The organism is Kitasatospora sp. NPDC088391, from assembly GCF_044753345.1.
Classification (GTDB): domain Bacteria; phylum Actinomycetota; class Actinomycetes; order Streptomycetales; family Streptomycetaceae; genus Kitasatospora.
This window is the reverse complement of record NZ_JBIVNB010000018.1, coordinates 1-17,215: the sequence shown is the minus strand read 5'-3', so window position 1 is coordinate 17,215 and position 17,215 is coordinate 1. Positions and strand designations below refer to the sequence as shown.

General features: G+C 74.9%; 19 protein-coding genes and 1 riboswitch. Of the genes, 3 read left to right on the top strand and 16 right to left on the bottom strand.

Features of this window, described 5'->3' with window-relative positions:
• Positions 1–70: 70 nt before the first annotated feature.
• Positions 71–1,177 (bottom strand): M24 family metallopeptidase, encoded by a 1,107-nt coding sequence (locus ACIQBJ_RS33620; RefSeq protein ID WP_400718389.1) that lies wholly within the window; start codon positions 1,175–1,177, stop codon positions 71–73.
• Between the two features lie 129 nt (positions 1,178–1,306).
• On the opposite strand from ACIQBJ_RS33620, the gene rpmG reads away from it, so the two are divergent.
• The gene (rpmG, locus tag ACIQBJ_RS33615; RefSeq protein WP_400718387.1) at positions 1,307–1,471 is read left to right on the top strand and encodes a 50S ribosomal protein L33; all 165 of its coding nucleotides are present in this window, start codon (positions 1,307–1,309) and stop codon (positions 1,469–1,471) included.
• A 59-nt stretch (positions 1,472–1,530) separates the two neighbouring features.
• On the opposite strand, the gene ACIQBJ_RS33610 is transcribed toward rpmG, so the two are convergent.
• Together ACIQBJ_RS33610 and ACIQBJ_RS33605 are read right to left on the bottom strand one after the other, a co-directional pair.
• On the bottom strand, positions 1,531–2,106 hold the full coding sequence (locus tag ACIQBJ_RS33610; RefSeq protein ID WP_400718385.1) for an XRE family transcriptional regulator: 576 nt from the start codon (positions 2,104–2,106) through the stop codon (positions 1,531–1,533).
• A 103-nt stretch (positions 2,107–2,209) separates the two neighbouring features.
• Complete coding sequence (locus ACIQBJ_RS33605; protein ID WP_400718382.1) at positions 2,210–3,319, bottom strand: HoxN/HupN/NixA family nickel/cobalt transporter; 1,110 nt, start codon at positions 3,317–3,319, stop codon at positions 2,210–2,212.
• 30 nt (positions 3,320–3,349) lie between these two features.
• Positions 3,350–3,561, bottom strand: a riboswitch (cobalamin riboswitch).
• A 90-nt stretch (positions 3,562–3,651) separates the two neighbouring features.
• Between ACIQBJ_RS33605 and ACIQBJ_RS33600 the strand changes: the two genes are divergently transcribed.
• Positions 3,652–4,014 carry an ArsR/SmtB family transcription factor gene (locus tag ACIQBJ_RS33600; RefSeq protein ID WP_400718380.1) on the top strand — a complete coding sequence of 121 codons (363 nt, stop codon included), beginning with the start codon at positions 3,652–3,654 and terminating at the stop codon, positions 4,012–4,014.
• Between the two features lie 18 nt (positions 4,015–4,032).
• Here the strand turns inward: ACIQBJ_RS33600 and ACIQBJ_RS33595 are convergent, their stop codons facing one another.
• The 3 genes from ACIQBJ_RS33595 to ACIQBJ_RS33585 all read right to left on the bottom strand — a co-directional run bounded on the left by ACIQBJ_RS33595 (position 4,033) and on the right by ACIQBJ_RS33585 (position 6,268).
• Positions 4,033–4,725: a DUF6445 family protein gene (locus ACIQBJ_RS33595; protein WP_400718378.1), complete on the bottom strand. Its 693-nt coding sequence runs from the start codon at positions 4,723–4,725 to the stop codon at positions 4,033–4,035.
• A gap of 84 nt (positions 4,726–4,809) precedes the next feature.
• Entirely contained in the window at positions 4,810–5,616 is an 807-nt protein-coding gene (locus ACIQBJ_RS33590) for an Fpg/Nei family DNA glycosylase (RefSeq protein WP_400718376.1), read from the bottom strand.
• An 85-nt stretch (positions 5,617–5,701) separates the two neighbouring features.
• A complete protein-coding gene (locus ACIQBJ_RS33585; protein WP_400718374.1) occupies positions 5,702–6,268 on the bottom strand; it encodes a helix-turn-helix domain-containing protein in 567 nt (188 codons plus the stop codon).
• 102 nt (positions 6,269–6,370) lie between these two features.
• Here ACIQBJ_RS33585 and ACIQBJ_RS33580 point away from each other — a divergent pair, with 102 nt between their 5' ends.
• A complete protein-coding gene (locus ACIQBJ_RS33580; RefSeq protein WP_400718372.1) occupies positions 6,371–7,273 on the top strand; it encodes an NAD-dependent epimerase/dehydratase family protein in 903 nt (300 codons plus the stop codon).
• Positions 7,274–7,367: 94 nt separating this feature from the next.
• On the opposite strand, the gene ACIQBJ_RS33575 is transcribed toward ACIQBJ_RS33580, so the two are convergent.
• From ACIQBJ_RS33575 to mltG (ACIQBJ_RS33530), 10 genes are all read right to left on the bottom strand, one after another.
• Positions 7,368–8,234: an AAA family ATPase gene (locus ACIQBJ_RS33575; RefSeq protein WP_400718370.1), complete on the bottom strand. Its 867-nt coding sequence runs from the start codon at positions 8,232–8,234 to the stop codon at positions 7,368–7,370.
• 75 nt (positions 8,235–8,309) lie between these two features.
• A complete protein-coding gene (gene aroQ / locus ACIQBJ_RS33570; protein ID WP_400718368.1) occupies positions 8,310–8,753 on the bottom strand; it encodes a type II 3-dehydroquinate dehydratase in 444 nt (147 codons plus the stop codon).
• Positions 8,750–9,841 (bottom strand): 3-dehydroquinate synthase, encoded by a 1,092-nt coding sequence (gene aroB / locus ACIQBJ_RS33565; RefSeq protein ID WP_400718366.1) that lies wholly within the window; start codon positions 9,839–9,841, stop codon positions 8,750–8,752. The genes aroQ and aroB overlap by 4 nt, the downstream gene beginning before the upstream one ends.
• Positions 9,834–10,355 (bottom strand): shikimate kinase, encoded by a 522-nt coding sequence (locus ACIQBJ_RS33560; RefSeq protein WP_400718364.1) that lies wholly within the window; start codon positions 10,353–10,355, stop codon positions 9,834–9,836. Before ACIQBJ_RS33560 ends, aroB begins: the two co-directional genes overlap by 8 nt.
• A complete protein-coding gene (gene aroC, locus ACIQBJ_RS33555) occupies positions 10,352–11,536 on the bottom strand; it encodes a chorismate synthase (RefSeq protein WP_400718361.1) in 1,185 nt (394 codons plus the stop codon). The genes ACIQBJ_RS33560 and aroC overlap by 4 nt, the downstream gene beginning before the upstream one ends.
• A gap of 165 nt (positions 11,537–11,701) precedes the next feature.
• Positions 11,702–12,529 carry a shikimate dehydrogenase gene (locus ACIQBJ_RS33550; protein ID WP_400718358.1) on the bottom strand — a complete coding sequence of 276 codons (828 nt, stop codon included), beginning with the start codon at positions 12,527–12,529 and terminating at the stop codon, positions 11,702–11,704.
• On the bottom strand, positions 12,526–13,005 hold the full coding sequence (locus tag ACIQBJ_RS33545) for a GNAT family N-acetyltransferase (RefSeq protein WP_400718355.1): 480 nt from the start codon (positions 13,003–13,005) through the stop codon (positions 12,526–12,528). Before ACIQBJ_RS33545 ends, ACIQBJ_RS33550 begins: the two co-directional genes overlap by 4 nt.
• A complete protein-coding gene (locus ACIQBJ_RS33540; protein ID WP_400718352.1) occupies positions 13,002–13,814 on the bottom strand; it encodes an ABC transporter ATP-binding protein in 813 nt (270 codons plus the stop codon). The genes ACIQBJ_RS33545 and ACIQBJ_RS33540 overlap by 4 nt, the downstream gene beginning before the upstream one ends.
• A gap of 99 nt (positions 13,815–13,913) precedes the next feature.
• Entirely contained in the window at positions 13,914–15,770 is a 1,857-nt protein-coding gene (gene mltG / locus ACIQBJ_RS33535) for an endolytic transglycosylase MltG (RefSeq protein ID WP_400718350.1), read from the bottom strand.
• A gap of 96 nt (positions 15,771–15,866) precedes the next feature.
• The gene (gene mltG, locus ACIQBJ_RS33530; protein ID WP_400718347.1) at positions 15,867–17,063 is read right to left on the bottom strand and encodes an endolytic transglycosylase MltG; all 1,197 of its coding nucleotides are present in this window, start codon (positions 17,061–17,063) and stop codon (positions 15,867–15,869) included.
• Positions 17,064–17,215 lie beyond the last annotated feature (152 nt).

The window sequence follows — 17,215 nt, the reverse complement described above, 5'->3', positions numbered from 1 at the left end:
GGGCGCACTAACTCCTGATATGTCCGCTGTCAAAGAGCACCAAGCAGGCGCGCCGCCGGGACCGCCACGGTCACAGCGCGAGGAGCTCCTTGGTGGTGATGGTGAGCAGCTCGGGCCCGCCCTCCTCGGGAGGCCGCACCACGAGCGTGTCCTCGATCCGGACCCCGCCCCGCCCCGGGATGTGCACCCCCGGGCCGACGGTGACCGGCACGCGATTGTCCAGTTTACCCATGTCGGCGGGCCCGAGGCGCGGAGCCTCCCGGATCTCCAGGCCGATGCCGTGTCCCAGGGCGTGGACGGACGGTCCGTCATGGCCCCCGGCCTGGAGGATCGAACGGGCCGCGTCGTCCGGGACGTGCTGCTCGACGCCGGGCCCGAGGGCCTCCCGGGCGGCCCGCTGGGCGTGGAAGACCAGGCGGTGCAGCTCGACCTGCCAGGGGGCGGGGGCGGCGCCGATGACGAAGGTACGGGCGGTGGAGACGCCGTAGCCGCGGTAGCGGGCGCCGAGCACCACGGTGAGGAAGTCGCCCTCCTCGACCCGCCGGTCGGTGGGCCGGTGGCACTCCAGGCCGGAGTGGCTGCCGGTGCCGACCGAGACCGGGAAGGCGGCCCGGTCGGCGCCGTGGTCGACCATCCGGCGCTCCAGCTCCATCGCCAGGTGCCGCTCGGTGCGGCCGACCAGGATCGATTCGAGCAGTTCGCCGAGCGCCTGGTCGGCGATCTCGGCGGCGGTCCGCAGGTCGGCGATCTCGTGCTCGTCCTTGACCACCCGCAGCCGCTCGACCGCCCGGCCCAGGTCGCGCAGCCGGGCCGGGTCGGCCAGCCGGGCCGCCTCGCGGTACCGGGCGACGGTCAGGTCGTGCTCCTCGACGGCCAGGTCGCGCACCCCCAGCCGGGCGGCGGCCTCGGCGGCGGCGAGCGCGGCGTCCGCCTCGGCGGGCACCGGGAGCGCGGCCAGCTCCGGGTCGGGCCGGGACTCCCCCGGCTCGGCGGGCTCGGGCTGCTCGGGGCGGGCCAGCAGCGCGCGCTCGCGGGTGAGCAGCAGCGCGGCACCGCGGGGCGCGCCGCCGGTCAGGTAGCGGACGTTGGCGGCGCGCGTGATCAGCGCCGCGTCGGCCCCGGAGGCGCTGCAGTGCTCACGGAGGCGTTCGCGTCGGGCGGAGTGCGCGTCGGACATGTCCCGAGCGTACGAACGGGGGCCCGGGGGCGCCCGTCGGGACCGGCCGACGGGTGGGGAATGCCCGGCGGGGCGGCCGTGTTGTGGCCTGGTGAAAACGGCAATCGTTGCCGGGAGAGGGAGGCCGAGATGGCACGCAGCGAACTGCGACCGGTGATCACGCTCCGGTCGACGGCGGGCACGGGGTTCGCGTACGCGACGCGGAAGAACCGCCGCAACGACCCGGACCGGATCGTGCTGCGCAAGTTCGACCCGGTGGCGGGGCGGCACGTGGAGTTCCGCGAGGCCCGCTGACGACGTGACGGACCGCGGAGGGGCCCCGGGCGGTGTGCCCGGGGCCCCTCCGCGGTCCGTCACGCGCCGGGCGGGGGGACCGAGACCACCATGGTGACCAGGCACGGGGCGGCGCCGTCGTTGCGGTAGCCGTGGGCGGCACCGGCCTCGTAGGAGGCGGTGGAGCCGGCCGGGACGCGGTGCTCGCGGCCGTCCAGGAGGAGGGTGAGGACGCCCTCGTCGACCCGGGCGATCTCGACGGTGCCGGGCGGGTGCGGGTCGGAGGTATGCGCCTCGCCGGGCTCCAGCCGCCAGGACCACAGCTCCAGCGGGCCGGGCGCCTCGGCGCCGTTCAGCAGGGTGCCGCTGCCGCCCGCGGGGCCGGTCCACAGCCGGACGGCCTCCTCGGCGGGGACGATCCGGACGGCGGAGGAGGCGTCGTAGTCGAGCAGCCGGGCGATCGAGACGCCGAGGGCGTCGGCGAGCCGGACCACGGTGCCGACGCTGGGGTTGGTGCGGGCCTGTTCGATCTGCACCACCATGCCGCGGCTGACGCCGGAGCGGGCGGCGAGGGCGTCCAGGGTGTGGCCGCGCTCGGTGCGCAGGCGCTTGAGGTTGCGGGCGAGGGCCTGGGTGACGAGGTCGGCGTCCGGCACGGGCGGGTCCACTGTTCTGCTCGGGCCGGCGCGGTGCCCGGGGCGGGGCCGCGCCGGCGTCGAAGGGTCCACCGACTGTACTGCGGGCCGGGCCGACGGGGCGTCAGGAGAGCTGCGCGAAGGCCCGGGAGCGCCGGGCGATCCGCCAGTAGCCGATCGCGGCGGCCCAGACCACGACGAACAGGCCGACGATCACGAAGCCGACGTTGTCCAGGCTGAGGCCGGCGATCCAGCCGGTGACGGGGTCGTCCAGGTCGAACTTGTCGTGCAGCACCGTGATCAGCTCGATGGTGCCGATCACGAACGCCACCGCGATCGACAGGCCGGTGATGGTCAGGTTGTAGTACACCTTGCGGACCGGGTTGGCGAACGCCCACTGGTAGGCGAAGTTCATGAACGTGCCGTCCAGGGTGTCGAACAGGCTCATCCCGGCGGCGAACAGCAGCGGCAGGCAGACGATCGCGTACCAGGGCAGGCCGGAGGCCGCGCCGGAGCCCGCCATCACCATCAGGGTCACCTCGGTCGCGGTGTCGAAGCCCAGGCCCAGCACCATGCCGACCGGGAACATCTGGCCGGGCCGGGTGATCGAGCGGGTGGCCCGGTTCAGCACCCGGGCCAGGAAGCCCCGGGCGGCCAGGTGCTTCTCCAGCTCGGCCTCGTCGTACTGCCCGGCCCGCATCGCCCGGAAGACCCGCCAGATGCCCAGCAGCGCCACCAGGTTGAGCGCCGCGATCAGGTACAGGAAGGCCCCGGAGGCGGTGGTGCCGATGGTGCCGAGCACCTGGTGGGTGGTCGAGTCGTCGTCCATCAGGGTGCCCGCGAGCGCCGCGCCGCCGGCCACCAGCGCGGCCATCAGCACCACCATCGAGGAGTGCCCGAGGGCGAACCAGAAGCCCACCGAGACCGGGCGGCGGCCGTCCGCCATCAGCTTGCGGGTGGTGTTGTCGATCACCGCGATGTGGTCGGCGTCGAAGGCGTGCCGCATGCCCAGCGTGTACGCGGTGACGCCCAGGCCGACGCCGAACACCTGGGTGCCGACCTGGTACTTGTGCGGCGCCACCAGGAACAGCAGCGTCCCGAACGCCACCACGTGCAGGGCCAGGATCACCAGCATCAGGCCGGCCGTGCGCAGGGTGTCCTCGCGCCGCCAGCGGAACGACGGCAGGGGGGAGCCCGCAGCGGCTGCGGGCAGGGTCGATTCGGACGCGGTCATCCGCGGATCACGCTCCAGCACCTCGTGGATCACTTCGTGAGATGCCGTGGCCGGTCTCCTGGCTGACGGGGTGTTGCGCGCCGGCTCCCGGCCTTCCCGGCCGCGAACGGCCAGTGGCGCGAGGTGGGGGCCGACGACTCCCCGATCACAGTGGCGAGGGCCGCTCCGGACTCCTGCGACGACGCTCCCGCGTCGAGCACAGTGCACCGGTCTTCCCGAACACCACGGCCCGCCCACGGTAGGGCCGGTGGCCCCACAGCTGCAAGGCTGCACAGGCGTGCAGGTGTCCGCGGTGTCCAAGATCACTCCCGGGCGGTGCCAGAATGACCGCCATGCACCTCGTACCCGCGGACCGCGCCGGACAGCGCACCATCGACGGGCACCGGGTCTGCGAGGCGATCGCCGCGATCGGCGACGCCGAGCACGTCCGGGCCTGGGCCGAGCGCTTCGCGCTGCTCGCCGACCCCGGGCGGCTGGCCCTGCTGCTCGCGCTGCACCGCACCGGGCCGCTGGCCGTCACCGACCTCGCGGTCGCCACCGGCATGCGCGACCCGGCGGTCTCGCAGGCGCTGCGCCTGCTGCGGGCCGCCGGACTGGTCGCCGGGGAGCGGGACGGGCGGGTGGTGCGCTACCGGCTGGTCGACCCGGCGGTGGCGGAGGTGCTGGCGCACGGGGTGCTCGGCGAGCGGGACTGACCCGCCGTCAGGGGCGGTTCAGGCCATCCAGAAGAAGACCGCGGTCATCCGCTTCTCCGCCAGCGTCGCGCCGTGGTACTCGGTCGCGGTGTGGATCAGGTTGGCGGTGTAGAGCAGCAGCCGGTTGTAGCGGTGCGGGACGGCCAGGTCCTCGGTGAAGGAGTCCGGCGGCACGAAGCGGGTGCCCAGGGCGTCGACCAGGTTGTTGTGCGGGGCGACCACGCTGTTGCCGCCGAGCCGGCCGCCGGGGAAGCTCTGCCGGTAGAAGCTGGTGCCGCAGCGCTTGGGCACGCCCGGGTTGAGGTACAGCACGGCGGCGTAGCGGCAGAGCGAGCGCGAGTCGGTGTGCGGGCGCGGCTCGCTCTCCCCCGCGCCCACCACCTGCACGCAGTTGTGGTTGAAGGTGCCGCCCTCGGCCTCGTCCAGCGCCCAGATCCGCTCGGCGCCGACGGTGTCCCGGACCAGCTTCTCGACGTGCGCCAGCTCGTCCGGCTCCAGGCCGGGCATCGCGCGCAGGCCGGGCCAGGACTCCGGCTTGTGCGGGTAGCCCTCGTCCCAGTCGGTGCGGGCCAGGTGCCGGGCGCGGACCGCGTCCGGGTCGGGCAGGACGTCGTCCAGCACCCAGTAGTCGCGCCCCCTGGTCGGCTTGCGGTACGGCAGGACGGGCAGCGCCGGGGCGGGGCGGGAGCCGCGGAACGGAGGAACGGACATGGCCCCGACAATAGGAGCGCCGTTCCGGGCCCTCGCCCATGGCCTGGTCAACCTTGCGTCAAGGCTTGGCGGCGTGACGGAGCGTCAGGTCCGCTGGCAGCGGGGGCACCAGAACAGGTTGCGGGCGGCCAGCTCCTCCGTCCGGACCGGGGTGCCGCAGACCAGGCAGGGCTGGTCCTGGCGGCGGTAGACGTAGACCTCGCCGCCGTGGTCGTCCACCCGGGGCGGGCGGCCCATCGCCTCCGGGGTGTGCTCGGGCCGGACGGTGTCGATCCGGCCGGCCTCGACGCCCTCGCGCATCAGGGCGACCAGGTCGGCCCAGATCGCGTCCCACTCGGCGCGGGTGAGGTCGCGGCCCGCGCGGTGCGGATCGATGCCGAGCCGGAACAGCACCTCGGCGCGGTAGACGTTGCCGACGCCCGCCAGCACCTTCTGGTCCATCAGCAGCGCGGCCACCGTGCTGCCGCTGCGGGAGATCCGCTGCCAGGCCGGGTCGCCCGCCTCGCCGGGGCGCAGCGGGTCCGGCCCGAGGCGGCGGTGGACGGCGGCCTTCTCGGCCGGGGTGAGCAGTTCGCAGGCCGTCGGGCCGCGCAGGTCGGCGTAGCCGCTGCCGTTGGCCATCCGCAGCCGGACCTGGCCGACCGGTTCCGGGGCCTCGCCGGTGCCGAAGTCGTACCTGCCGTAGAGGCCCAGGTGGATGTGCAGCCACTGCTCCCCGAAGCCGAGGAACAGGTGCTTGCCGTGCGCCTCGGCCTCGTCCAGCGCCTTCCCGTCGATCAGGGCGGCGCCGTCCGCGAAGCGCCCCTGCGGGCTCGACACCCGGACCGGGCCGCCCCCGAACAGTTCGTGGTTCAGCCTGGCCAGGCGGTGGATCACATGCCCCTCGGGCACCGGCGTCAACTCCTCGGTCGTGGTGGTCGCGAGGAGTCCATCCTCCCAGGCCGGACGGACAGTCCGGGCGGGCCTCCCGGGCCGTTCAGAGCTCGGCGGCGGCGGCCCGCAGGGCGGCGAGTCCGCGGTGGGCGAGGGCGGTGAAGTCCTGGCCGGGACGGGCGACCCAGGAGGCCAGGGCGGTGCGCAGGGCGAGCAGGGTCAGTTCGGCGGTCAGTTCGGCGGCCGGGTCGGGGACGCCGCGCCCGCGCAGCGCGCCGGCGAGGGCGTCGGCCAGGGCCGCGCGCTTGAGGAGTTCGCGCTCGGCGAGTTCGGGGGTGACCGCCACCACCTGCCGGCGGTCCCGGACGGTGTCGTACCGCTCGGGGACGAAGGCGTGCGCACCCGCCGCGGCGAGGGCCTCCTCGGCGGCCCGCAGCGGCCCGGCCCCCGGCGGGGCGGCGGCGATCGCGTCGGTGAGCAGCCGGGCCAGGGCGTCCCCGCCGGAGAGCACCTCGCGCTTGTCGGCGAAGTGCCGGAAGAAGGTGCTCTTGGCCAGGCCCGCGCGCTCGGCGATCTCGGCGACGGTGGTGCGGTCGTAGCCCTGCCGGGCGAAGAGCTCCAGCGCGGCGCGCTCCAGCCGCTCGCGGGCGTTCGGGTCCCATCTGGCCATGGGCGGAGTCTACGTGCGCCCAGTGACAGGACATGGTCGCATCACTGGGTTCGGCGAGCTATGGTGATGGGACAAAGTCTCATCACTTGGAGGTCCGCCGCCATGCACGTCTTCCTCACCGGGGCCACCGGCCACCTCGGCTCCGCCCTCGTCCCCGACCTGCTCGCCGCCGGCCACCGCGTCACCGGCCTCGCCCGCTCCGACGCCTCCGCCGCCGCGCTCGCCGCCCTCGGCGCCGACGTCCGCCGTGGCGACCTCGACGACCTCGACGCCCTGCGGGCCGCCGCCGCGAGCGCCGACGGCGTCGTGCACCTCGCCTTCAAGCACGAGGCGATGCTGAGCGGCGACTACGCCGGGGCGATCGCCGACGACCTCCGGGTCGTCCGGGCCCTGGCCGAAGCACTCGCGGGCACCGGCAAACCCCTGGTCGGCACCGGCGGGACGGGCGGCGGCAGCGTCCCGGGCCGGATCTCGCTGGAGAGCCGGGTCGCGCCCGGTGCGCCGCGCACCGAAGCCGAGCAGGTCCTGGTCGACGCCGCCGCCGACGGCGTGCGCGCCAGCGTCGTCCGCCTCCCCCCGGTCGTGCACGGTCCGCTCGACCGGCACGGCTTCGTGCCCCGCCTGATCCGCACCGCCCGCGCCACCGGCTTCTCCGGCCACCTCGGTGACGGCGCCAACCGCTGGCCCGCCGTCCACACCCTCGACGCCGCCCGGCTCTACCGCCTCGCCCTCGAACACGCCCCGGCGGGCACCCGCCTGCACGCCGTCGGCGACGAGGGCGTGCCCTTCCGCGGGATCGCCGAACGGATCGGTCTCCGCCTCGGCCTCCCCACCGCCCCCGTCGACGAGGCCCGGGCCGACGAGCACTTCGGCTTCCTCGCCCGGATCGTCCCCCTCGACCTGCCCGCCTCCGCCGAGGCCACCCGTGCCCTCCTCGGCTGGCGCCCGACCCGGCCGGGCCTGCTCGACGACCTCGACCGGGACCACTACTTCACCGGGGAGTGACCACCCGCACGGCGCGTTGACGTCCCGTCACCCCGCGGAACGGAAGCACGGCGGGCCCCGGGCGACCGGACCGGACGCCCCCGCGCGGCGGGTCTCAGCGGGCGTGCAGGCGGCTGAGGACGGCCTGGTCGAGGGCGGCGGCGGTCTCCGGGACGGTGAGGTTGGAGTTGTCGATGATGGGGAGGCCGGAGGTGCGCCAGCCGGCCATCCGGCCGTGGATGCGGGCGACCTCGTCGTCGGAGAGGCGGCGGTTGCCGGAGCGCTCGGCGTTGCGGGCCAGGACGCGGTCCAGGCCCGGGAGCAGGACCACCGGGATCATGCCGGGTCCGATGTGGCGCTTCCAGCCGCCGAGGCCGATCGCGGGGCGGTCGGGGAAGACCGCGTCGTCGATGATGCAGGAGATGCCGTTGGCGAGGTAGTTGCGGCAGGCGAAGCCGCAGGTCCGGCGGGCCAGCCGGTACTGGGCCTCGGAGGCGGTGTTCCAGCCGGACTGCGGGTTCGCGAAGCCGGACTGGACCCATTCGCGGACGTCGTCGAGGCTGATGTGCGCGGTCGGGGTGGGCCGCCGCTCGGCCCAGTAGCGGGCCACCGTGGTCTTGCCGCCGCCGGCCGGGCCGATCAGCAGGACGGCGATCGGACCGATCGGCACCGGCGCCGGCGGGACCGCCGTCGGCGCGGGCGGCACGGGCATCGGCGGTGGCGGGGCCGGGAGTTGGACGGTGCCGCCGACGGGCAGCAGGAAGTGCCCGGTGCCGCCGGGCGGCACCGGCGGGACGGCCTTGAGCGGGACGGTCGGCCGGTCCGGCCGGGACGGGTGCGGGCCGAGGGTCGGGATGGCCTGGGTGCTGCCGGGCAGCGTCGGGCCGGGGTACGGCGGCCGCGGCCCGGACGGGTACGGGGACGCGCCCGGCGGGGGCGGCACCTGGCCCCCCGGCTGGTGGCTCTGCGCGTACTGGCTCACCGTCACCTCCCTGCGCCGAATGTACACGTGGGCCCGGTGGCGGGCACAAGTCCGCCCACCGGGCCCCGGGGGTGCTCAACGGCCGGTGAGCTGCTCCGCGAGCGCGCGCAGCGCCAGTTCGTAGGAGCCGAGGCCGAAGCCCGCGACGGTGCCGGAGGCGACCGCGGCGATCACCGAGGTGTGCCGGAACACCTCCCGCGCGTACGGGTTGGAGATGTGCACCTCGATCAGCGGCGCGGTGCGCTGCGCGGCGGCGTCCCGCATCGCGTACGAGTAGTGCGTGAACGCGCCGGGGTTGATCACCACGGGGGTCCGGGCGTCCGCCGCCTCGTGCAGCCAGCCGACCATCTCCGCCTCGGAGTTGGTCTCCCGGACGTCCACGGCGAGGCCGAGTTCGGCGCCGAGCTTCGTGCACCGCTCGACCAGCCCGGCGTACGAGGTGGAGCCGTACACGTCGGGCTCGCGGGAGCCGAGCCGGCCCAGGTTCGGGCCGTTCAGCACCAGGACGGGGACGGTCATCCGGAGACCTCCCCGTAGGCGGCGACCAGGACGGCCGGGTCGGGGCCCTCCAGGATCGAGGTCTTGGCCAGGCCGTCGAGGACGACGAAGCGCAGCAGGTCGCCGCGGGACTTCTTGTCGATCTTCATGGCGTCCAGCAGCTTCGGCCAGGCGTCGGCGCGGTAGGTCAGCGGCAGGCCGACGGAGGCCAGCACGGTGCGGTGCCGGTCCGCCGTGGCGTCGTCCAACCGGCCCGCCAGGCGGGCGAGTTCGGCGGCGAAGACCATGCCGATGGAGATCGCCGCGCCGTGCCGCCACTTGTAGCGCTCGGCGCGCTCGATGGCGTGGCCCAGGGTGTGGCCGTAGTTGAGGATCTCGCGGCGGCCGGCCTCCTTGAGGTCGCCGGAGACCACGTCGGCCTTGACCTGGATGGCGCGCCGGATCAGTTCGAGGGTGTGCGGGCCGGCCGGGGTAGTGGCGGCCTCCGGGTCCTGCTCGATCAGGTCGAGGATGACCGGGTCGGCGATGAAGCCGGCCTTGATCACCTCGGCCAGGCCGGACACGTAGTCGTGCTTGCCGAGGGTCTCCAGGGTGCCGAGGTCGGCCAGCACGCCCGCGGGCGGGTGGAACGCGCCGACCATGTTCTTGCCCTCGGCGATGTTGATGCCGGTCTTGCCGCCGACCGCGGCGTCGACCATGCCGAGCAGCGTGGTGGGCACCGAGATCCAGCGCACCCCGCGCAGCCAGGTCGCGGCGACGAAGCCCGCCAGGTCGGTGGTGGCGCCGCCGCCGAGGCCGACGATCACGTCGCTGCGGGTGAAGCCGGTCTGGCCGAGCACCGACCAGCAGTACGCGGCGACCTCGGCGCTCTTGGCGTCCTCGGCGTTCGGGACCTGGAGGGCGATCGCCTCGTAGCCCTGCTTGGCGAGGTCCTCGCGGATCGCCTCGCCGGTGGCCTCCAGCGCCTCCGGGTGGATCACGGCGACCCGCTTGGCCCGCGGGCCGATCAGCGGGGCGAGTTCGCCGAGCAGCTGGTGGCCGATCAGCACGCGGTACGACTCGTGCCCCTCGCTGCCGCCGACGTTGATCCGAACGATGGGGTCAGACATGACGGTCCTTCAACTCCAGTGCTTCGAGTACGGCGTCGGCGACCTGCTCGGGGGTGCGGCCCTCGGTGTCGACCACGGCGGTGGCGACCTCCAGGTACAGCGGGCGGCGGGCCTCCATCAGTTCGCGCCAGCGGGCCCGCGGGTTGACCGCGAGCAGCGGGCGGGGCGCGTCCAGGCCGACCCGCTTGACCGCGTCGGCGAGCGCGACCTCCAGGAACACCACGGGCAGCGGGGCGAGCAGCGCCCGGGTCTCCCCGGCCAGCACGGCGCCGCCGCCGAGCGCCAGCACGCCCGCGTACCCGGAGACGGCGGCCCGGACGGCCTCCCGCTCCAGGGCGCGGAAGTGCGGTTCGCCCTCGTCGATGAAGATCTCCGGGATGGGCTTGCCGGCGACCTGCTCGATGTCGGCGTCGGTGTCGCGGAACGGCAGCCCGAGGCGCTCGGCGAGGACCCGCCCGACGGTGGACTTGCCACTGCCGGGCGGGCCGACCAGCACCACGACGGGGGCGGTCATCGGACGATCAGGTTCTCGAGGTACGACTGCACGTTGCGGCGGGTCTCGGAGACGTTGTCGCCGCCGAACTTCTCCGCCACCGCGTCCGCCAGCACCAGCGCGACCATCGCCTCGGCGACGATCCCGGCCGCGGGGACGGCACACACGTCGGAGCGCTGGTGGTGCGCCTTGGCCTCCTCGCCGGTGCGGGTGTCGATGGTCCGCAGCGCGCGCGGGACGGTCGCGATCGGCTTCATCGCGGCCCGGACCCGCAGCAGCTCGCCGGTGGACAGGCCGCCCTCGGTGCCGCCGGAGCGGCCGGAGGTGCGCCGGACGCCCTCGGGGGTGGGGACGATCTCGTCGTGCGCCTGCGAGCCGGGGACGCGGGCCAGGTCGAAGCCGTCGCCGACCTCGACGCCCTTGATCGCCTGGATGCCCATCAGCGCGGCCGCGAGGCGGGCGTCCAGGCGGCGGTCCCAGTGCACGTGCGAGCCGAGGCCGACCGGCACGCCGTACGCCAGCACCTCGACGACGCCGCCGAGGGTGTCGCCGTCCTTGTGGGCCTGGTCGATCTCGGCGACCATCGCCTTCGACGCGTCGGCGTCCAGGCAGCGCACCGGGTCCTCGTCGAGCCGGGCCTCGTCGGCGGGCAGCGGCAGCACCCCGGCCGGGGCCTTGGCGGCGGCCAGCTCGACGACGTGGCTGACGATCTCGATGCCGCAGGTCTCCTTGAGGTAGGAGCGGGCGACCACGCCGAGCGCGACCCGGGCCGCGGTCTCCCGGGCGCTGGCGCGCTCCAGGACCGGGCGGGCCTCGTCGAGCGAGTACTTCTGCATGCCCGCCAGGTCGGCGTGGCCCGGGCGCGGCCGGGTCAGCGCCTCGTTGCGGGCCAGGCCGGCCAGCACCTCGGGGTCGACCGGGTCGGCCGACATGACCTGCTCCCACTTCGGCCACTCGGTGTTGCCGACCATGATCGCCACCGGCGAGCCCATGGTCTCCCCGTGGCGGACGCCGCCGAGGAAGGTCACCTCGTCCTGCTCGAACTTCATCCGCGCGCCGCGACCGTAACCGAGCCGCCGGCGGGCCAGCGCGTCGGCCACCATGGCGGTGGTGACCGGCACCCCGGCCGGCAGGCCCTCCAGCGTCGCGACCAGAGCGGGGCCGTGCGACTCCCCCGCCGTCAGCCAGCGCAAGCTACCCACCGAAAAGCTCCGTTCGTCAGCGGCCCGGGCCGCGAACGGCGGCCGGTCCGGCGTCTCGTGCTGCCCGGTCGCGGAGCGCGACGGGGCAGCACCGATCCTTTCACGTCCCGGGGGCCTCCGACGTCACGGTCCGCGTGGCGGACATCCGGCGTCCGCGGCCGCCGCTCACTCCGCCAGCGCCGCCTCGCCGGCGGCCCGCATCGCGGCCAGCGGGCCGTGCTCGACGCCGGTGAACCGCTCGAACTGCAGCACCGCCTGGTGCACCAGCAGGTCGAGGCCGCCCAGCACGGTGCCGCCGCGCTCCAGGCAGGCGGCGGCCAGCGCGGTCGGCCACGGGTGGTAGAGCACGTCGAACAGCACGCCGGGCGTGCCGGTGAGGCCCGCCGCGAAGGCGTCGGTGGCGCCGACGGGGGTGGTGGAGACGGTCAGCGGCCCGGCCAGCGCCGCCGCGCCGTCCGCCCAGTCGGCGGTCCGCACCGGCACGCCCAGCCGCTCGCCGAGCGCCCGCATCTCGGCGGCCCGCCCGGCGCTGCGCACGTACACGGTGACCTCGCCGTCGCAGAGCTGCCCGAGCGCGGCCAGCGCGGAGGAGGCGGTCGCCCCGGCCCCGAGCACGGCGGCGGACGCCACCCGTCCGACGCCGCGTTCGCGCAGCGCGTTGACCAGGCCGGGGACGTCGGTGTTGTCGCCGTGCCGCCGCCCGTCGCGGTCGAGCACCACGGTGTTGACGGCGTCCACGGCGCGGGCGGTGTCGCTGACGGTGTCCAGCAGCGGCCGGATCGCCCGCTTCAGCGGCATGGTCAGCGACAGGCCGGACCACTCGGCGGGGTCGAGCGCGGTGACGAACGCCGCCAGTGTCGACTCGTCGACCTCGTACCGGTCGTACCGCCGGTCGGTGAGGCCGAGCGCGGCGTACCCGGCGTTGTGCAGGGCCGGGGAGAGCGAGTGGGCGATCGGCGAGCCGAGCACGGCGGCCCGGTGCGGGGTGGTCACGACGCGGCCTTTCGGGGGGTGGGCGGGCGGTGCAGGAAGACGTCGACCGGGTCCTCGGCGGTCAACGCGAAGCCGTGCCGCTCGTACAGCCGCCGGGCGGGGCTGCCGCTCAGCACGTTCAGCCGGACGGCCAGGCCGGCGGCGTCGGCGCGGGCCAGGGCGGCGCGCAGCACGGCGGTGCCGAGGCCGCGGCCGTGCAGGGCCGGGTCGAGGTAGAAGTGCTCCAGCAGCAGGGTGCCGGGCCGGTCGTCCGGACGGACCGTCAGGCAGCCCGCCGGGGGCGGGAACCCGGGCACCTCCAGCACCGAGGTGTGCTCCGGCTCGTACGCGTCGCGCATCCGCTGCCGGACCCGGTGCGGGTCGTAGCGGCCGAGGCGCTCCAGGTCGGGGCGCATCACGGCGGCCCGCAGCTCGACCAGCGGTTCCAGGTCGGCGGCGGTGGCGGGGCGCAGCGTCCACACCGCCGCGGCCGTCATGCGGCGCCCCGGCGGGTGCGGGCGGTCCAGCGGCCCTCGCCGTACCCGATCCGGATCGGGTGGCGGAAGCAGTCGGAGACCAGGTCGGTGGTGAGCACCTCGGCGGCGGGGCCGGCCGCGGTGACCAGGCCGTCGCGCAGCAGCAGGGCGTGGCTGGTGGTCTCCGGCAGCTCCTCCAGGTGGTGGGTGACCAGGACGGAGGCGACCTCGGGGTAGCGGCGGCGCAGCTCGTCCAGGCTCTCCAGGAGCTGTTCGCGGGCGGTCAGGTCGAGGCCGGTGGCGGGTTCGTCGAGCAGCAGCAGGCGGGGTTCGGGCATCAGCGCGCGGGCGATCAGGACCCGGCCGCGCTCGCCCTGGGAGAGCGTGGTCCAGGGGCTCTCGGCGCGGTGCGCGACGCCCAGGGCGCGGATCAGCTCCTCGGCGTGGTCGAGCTGTTCGGCGGTGGGCTTGTGCCACAGGTCGGGCTCGATGGTCTGGGTGGTGCCGGTCAGCACGACCTGGCGGACCGTCAGCGGGGAGCGCAGCGGGTGCCGCGGGTTGACGTGCCCGAGGTGGGCCCGCAGTTCGCGCACGTCGACCCGGCCGAGCTGCCGGCCGAGCACCCGCACGGTGCCGGCGGTGGGGTGCTCGACGGCGCCGAGCAGCGACAGCAGGGTGCTCTTGCCCGCGCCGTTGGCGCCGAGCACGGCCCAGTGCTCGCCGGCCCGGACGGTCAGCGACACGTCCTTGAGCAGGTACCGGCCGCCGCGCACCACGTCGACGTGGGCGGCTTCCAGCAGGTGCGGTTCGCGGGTCTGCGTGGTCTCCATCCCGATCACGCTACCCGCTGCCCCCGGCCGTCCCGCAAAGCCGTATCGGCTGGCGGACGGCCGGGTTCCGGCCCCGGTGGCGGCTCTGCCGCCGGCCCGTCAGGAGCTGCAGGTGACGGACTTGGCGTCGAACTTGAGGCCGCGCGAGAGGCACCAGTTCTTGGTGTTCTCGGCGTGCTCGGCGCCGGTGGTGGCGAACTTGGTCTCCTGCGCGGAGACGGCCAGCCAGAACACCCAGTCGCCGGGCGTCGGGTTGAGGACGGCCTTGATGGCCTCCTCGCCGGGGTTGCCGATCGGGGTCGGCGGCAGGCCCGGGTTGATGTACGAGTTGTACTTCAGCGAGCCGTCGTTGATCTCCTGCGAGGTCAGCTTGGTCCGGCCGAGCTGGTACTGCAGGGTGGTGTCGAGGGCCAGCTTGTGCTGGGTGGCGTTGGTGGTGAGGCGGTTGGAGATGGCGCGGGCCATCTTGCCGTAGTCCTCCGAGTTGTTGCCCTCGGCCTGCAGGATCGACGCCTCGGTGATCACCTCGTAGGCGTTCTTCAGGCCGACCTTCTGCGCGGCGTCGTCGAGCTTGAGGTCGTTGTAGCGCTGGGTGGCGTTGGCGACCATCTGCTTCAGCAGGTCCTCGGGCTTCATGCCGTCGGTGATCGAGTACCGGGCCGGGAAGAGGAAGCCCTCGGGGTTGTTGTTGGCGTACGCGGGCAGGCCGAGCGCCGCCGTCTGGCTCTTGGCGACGTTGGCGGTGCTGCCGGGCGCGAGCTTCAGCTTGCTGTCGATCTTGCCGTAGATCTCGGACGCCCGCAGGCCCTCGGGGATGATCAGCGCGTTGCCGCCGTTGGACTCCAGCAGCTCCTTGAACGCCTCGGCGGCGGACATCTGGTGCTTCATGGTGTAGACACCGGGCTGGATGCCGCGCCCCTTGGGGTCCTTCTCGTACTCCTGGCTGAACGCCTTGACGCTCTTCACCACGCCCGCGTCCTGCAGGGTCTTGCCGATCGCGTCGCCGCCGGCGCCGTCCTTGATCGTGATGTTGACCGAGCCGACGCCCGCGCCCTTGAAGTCCGGCGGCGGGCCGAAGCGCTCCTGGTAGAGGCCGTAGCCCCACCAGCCGACGCCGCCCATGCCGCCGAGCAGCACCAGGGCGACCACCAGGCAGGCGCCGCCGTTGCGGCGGCCCGACTTCTTGCCCTTCTCCTTGCGCTTGCGCTCGGCCTCGCGGGAGTTGTCCTGCTCGGCGGAGAAGAAGGAGGCGCTCTCGTCGTCCTGCTCCGGATAGTCGTCCTCGGCCCACTCCTGGTGCTCGTCCAGGTGCTCCGCGGGCTCGGCGGCCCGGGGTGCGGCGGACGGGTTGTCCAGCGCGGCGGCCTCGGCCTCCCAGTCGATGCCGTCGGGGCCGGGCCCGCCGACCGGCCCGGGCCGGGGCGCGGGGGGCTGCTGGCGCACCGGCTGCGGGCGGACCGGCTGCTGCTGGGCCTGCTGCTGGGGCTGGGGCTGGGCGAACTGCTGCTGGCCGCCGAAGCTCCGGTCCTGCTGCTGCGGGTAGCCCTGCTGGCCGTACCCCTGCTGCTGGGCCTGCTGCGGCTGGACGAACTGCTGCTGCCCGCCGAAGCTCCGGCCCTGCTGCCCCTGCTGCTGCGGATACCCCTGCGGGTACTGCTGCTGGGGCTGGGGCTGGGCGAACTGCTGCTGGCCGCCGAAGCTCCGGTCCTGCTGCTGCGGGTAGCCCTGCTGGCCGTACCCCTGCTGCTGGGCCTGCTGCGGCTGGACGAACTGCTGCTGCCCGCCGAAGCTCTGGCCCTGCTGCCCCTGCTGCTGCGGATACCCCTGCGGGTACTGCTGCTGGGCCTGCTGCTGGGGGTAGCCCTGCTGCTGCGCCTGCTGGTCGTGCGGGGGCTGCTCTCCCGGGTACCACGGCTGGTCGCCCTGGGCACCGTAGTGCCCGCTCTGATCAGTCATCGATCCCCTTACCGCGTCCAGGGCGTCCGTCGAACCCGCGTACCGGCGCAGCACGGGGTGGGAGACGCTACCGTACCGCAGCGTAGCCAACGGCCGTCATCGGCCGGTGCGGGGGGCGGGGGCCGGGGGCGCCGGGGAGGCGTGTCGGGCCCGGTAGGCGTTGAACTCGTCGACGTTCTTGCGGTGCTGCTCGGGGCTGTCGGTGAACCTGGTGTCGCCCGGGGCGACGGTGACGAAGTACAGCCAGTCACCGTCGGCGGGGTGGACGGCGGCGCGCAGCGCGTCGGGGCCGGGGTTGCCGATGGGGGTGGGCGGCAGGCCGGGGTGGGCGTAGGTGTTGAACGGCGAGTCGAGCCTGGTGTCGTCCTGGGTGGTGGTCAGGGTGGAGCGACCGAGGGCGTAGTTGATGGTGGAGTCGAGCTGCAGCGGCATGTTCCGGGCGAGCCGGTTGTAGACGACCCGGGCGACCTTGGCCATGTCCTCGGGGTTGTCGGCCTCGGCCTGGGCGAGGCTGGCGACGGTCAGCACCCCGTACGGGGAGAGGTTGTTCGCGGCGGCGGCCCGGTCGAGGCCGTCGCCGGCCAGGGTGCTGCCGGCCTGCTTGACCATGTCCTGGAGCAGGGTCAGCGCGGTGGAGTCGCCGGTGACGGGGTAGGTCGCGGGGTAGAGGTAGCCCTCGGGCCGGCCGGCCGCGTCGGCGGGCAGGCCGAGTTCGGCGGTGTGCTGCTCGGCGGCGGCCTTCGCGGTGCCGGCGGGCAGGCCGAGCCGGGCGTCGATCGCGGCGTACACCTGGCCGGAGCGCCAACCCTCGGGAACGGTCAGGGCGTTGGCGTTGGCGGGGTCGAGCAGCAGGTTGAGCGCCGAGACCGCCGACATCTTCTCCCTGAGGGTGTACGTGCCGGGCTGGATCCGGTCGCCGGCCGGGCTCTTGGCGGCGGCCTCGGTGAACGCCTGGGTGGAGGCGATGACGTGCCGGGCCGTCAGGACCTTGCCGATCTGGGTGATGCTGGCGCCCTGCGCGACCGAGATCTGGACCTGCCCGGCGCCGGCGCCGGGGAAGTCCGGCGCGGCCTTCTTCCCCTCCGGCCAGAGCAGCAGCGCCGCCACCGCGACCGTCGCCACCACCCCGAGCAGGCCCGCGACGCTCAGGCAGCAGGCGGCGCCGGTGCGGACCTGCCGCGGGTCGGGCGGCTCGACGCCGTACGGCTGGCCGGGCGGCGCGCCCGCGGGCTCGACGGCGGGGGCGCCGAGGTGACCGGGGGTCAGGCCGGGCGCGGTGTACGGGTCGGTCACGGGGGCCCTTCCGGCGGCGGGCAAGGAGAGAGGGGCCCGGGGGGGCGCCCGGCCCCCCCGGCCCCCCCCCCCGGCCCGCCCCCCCCCCCCCCCCGCGGCCGCGCCCCCCCCCCCCCCGGGGGCCCCCCCCCGCACCCCGGGGGGGGAACCGC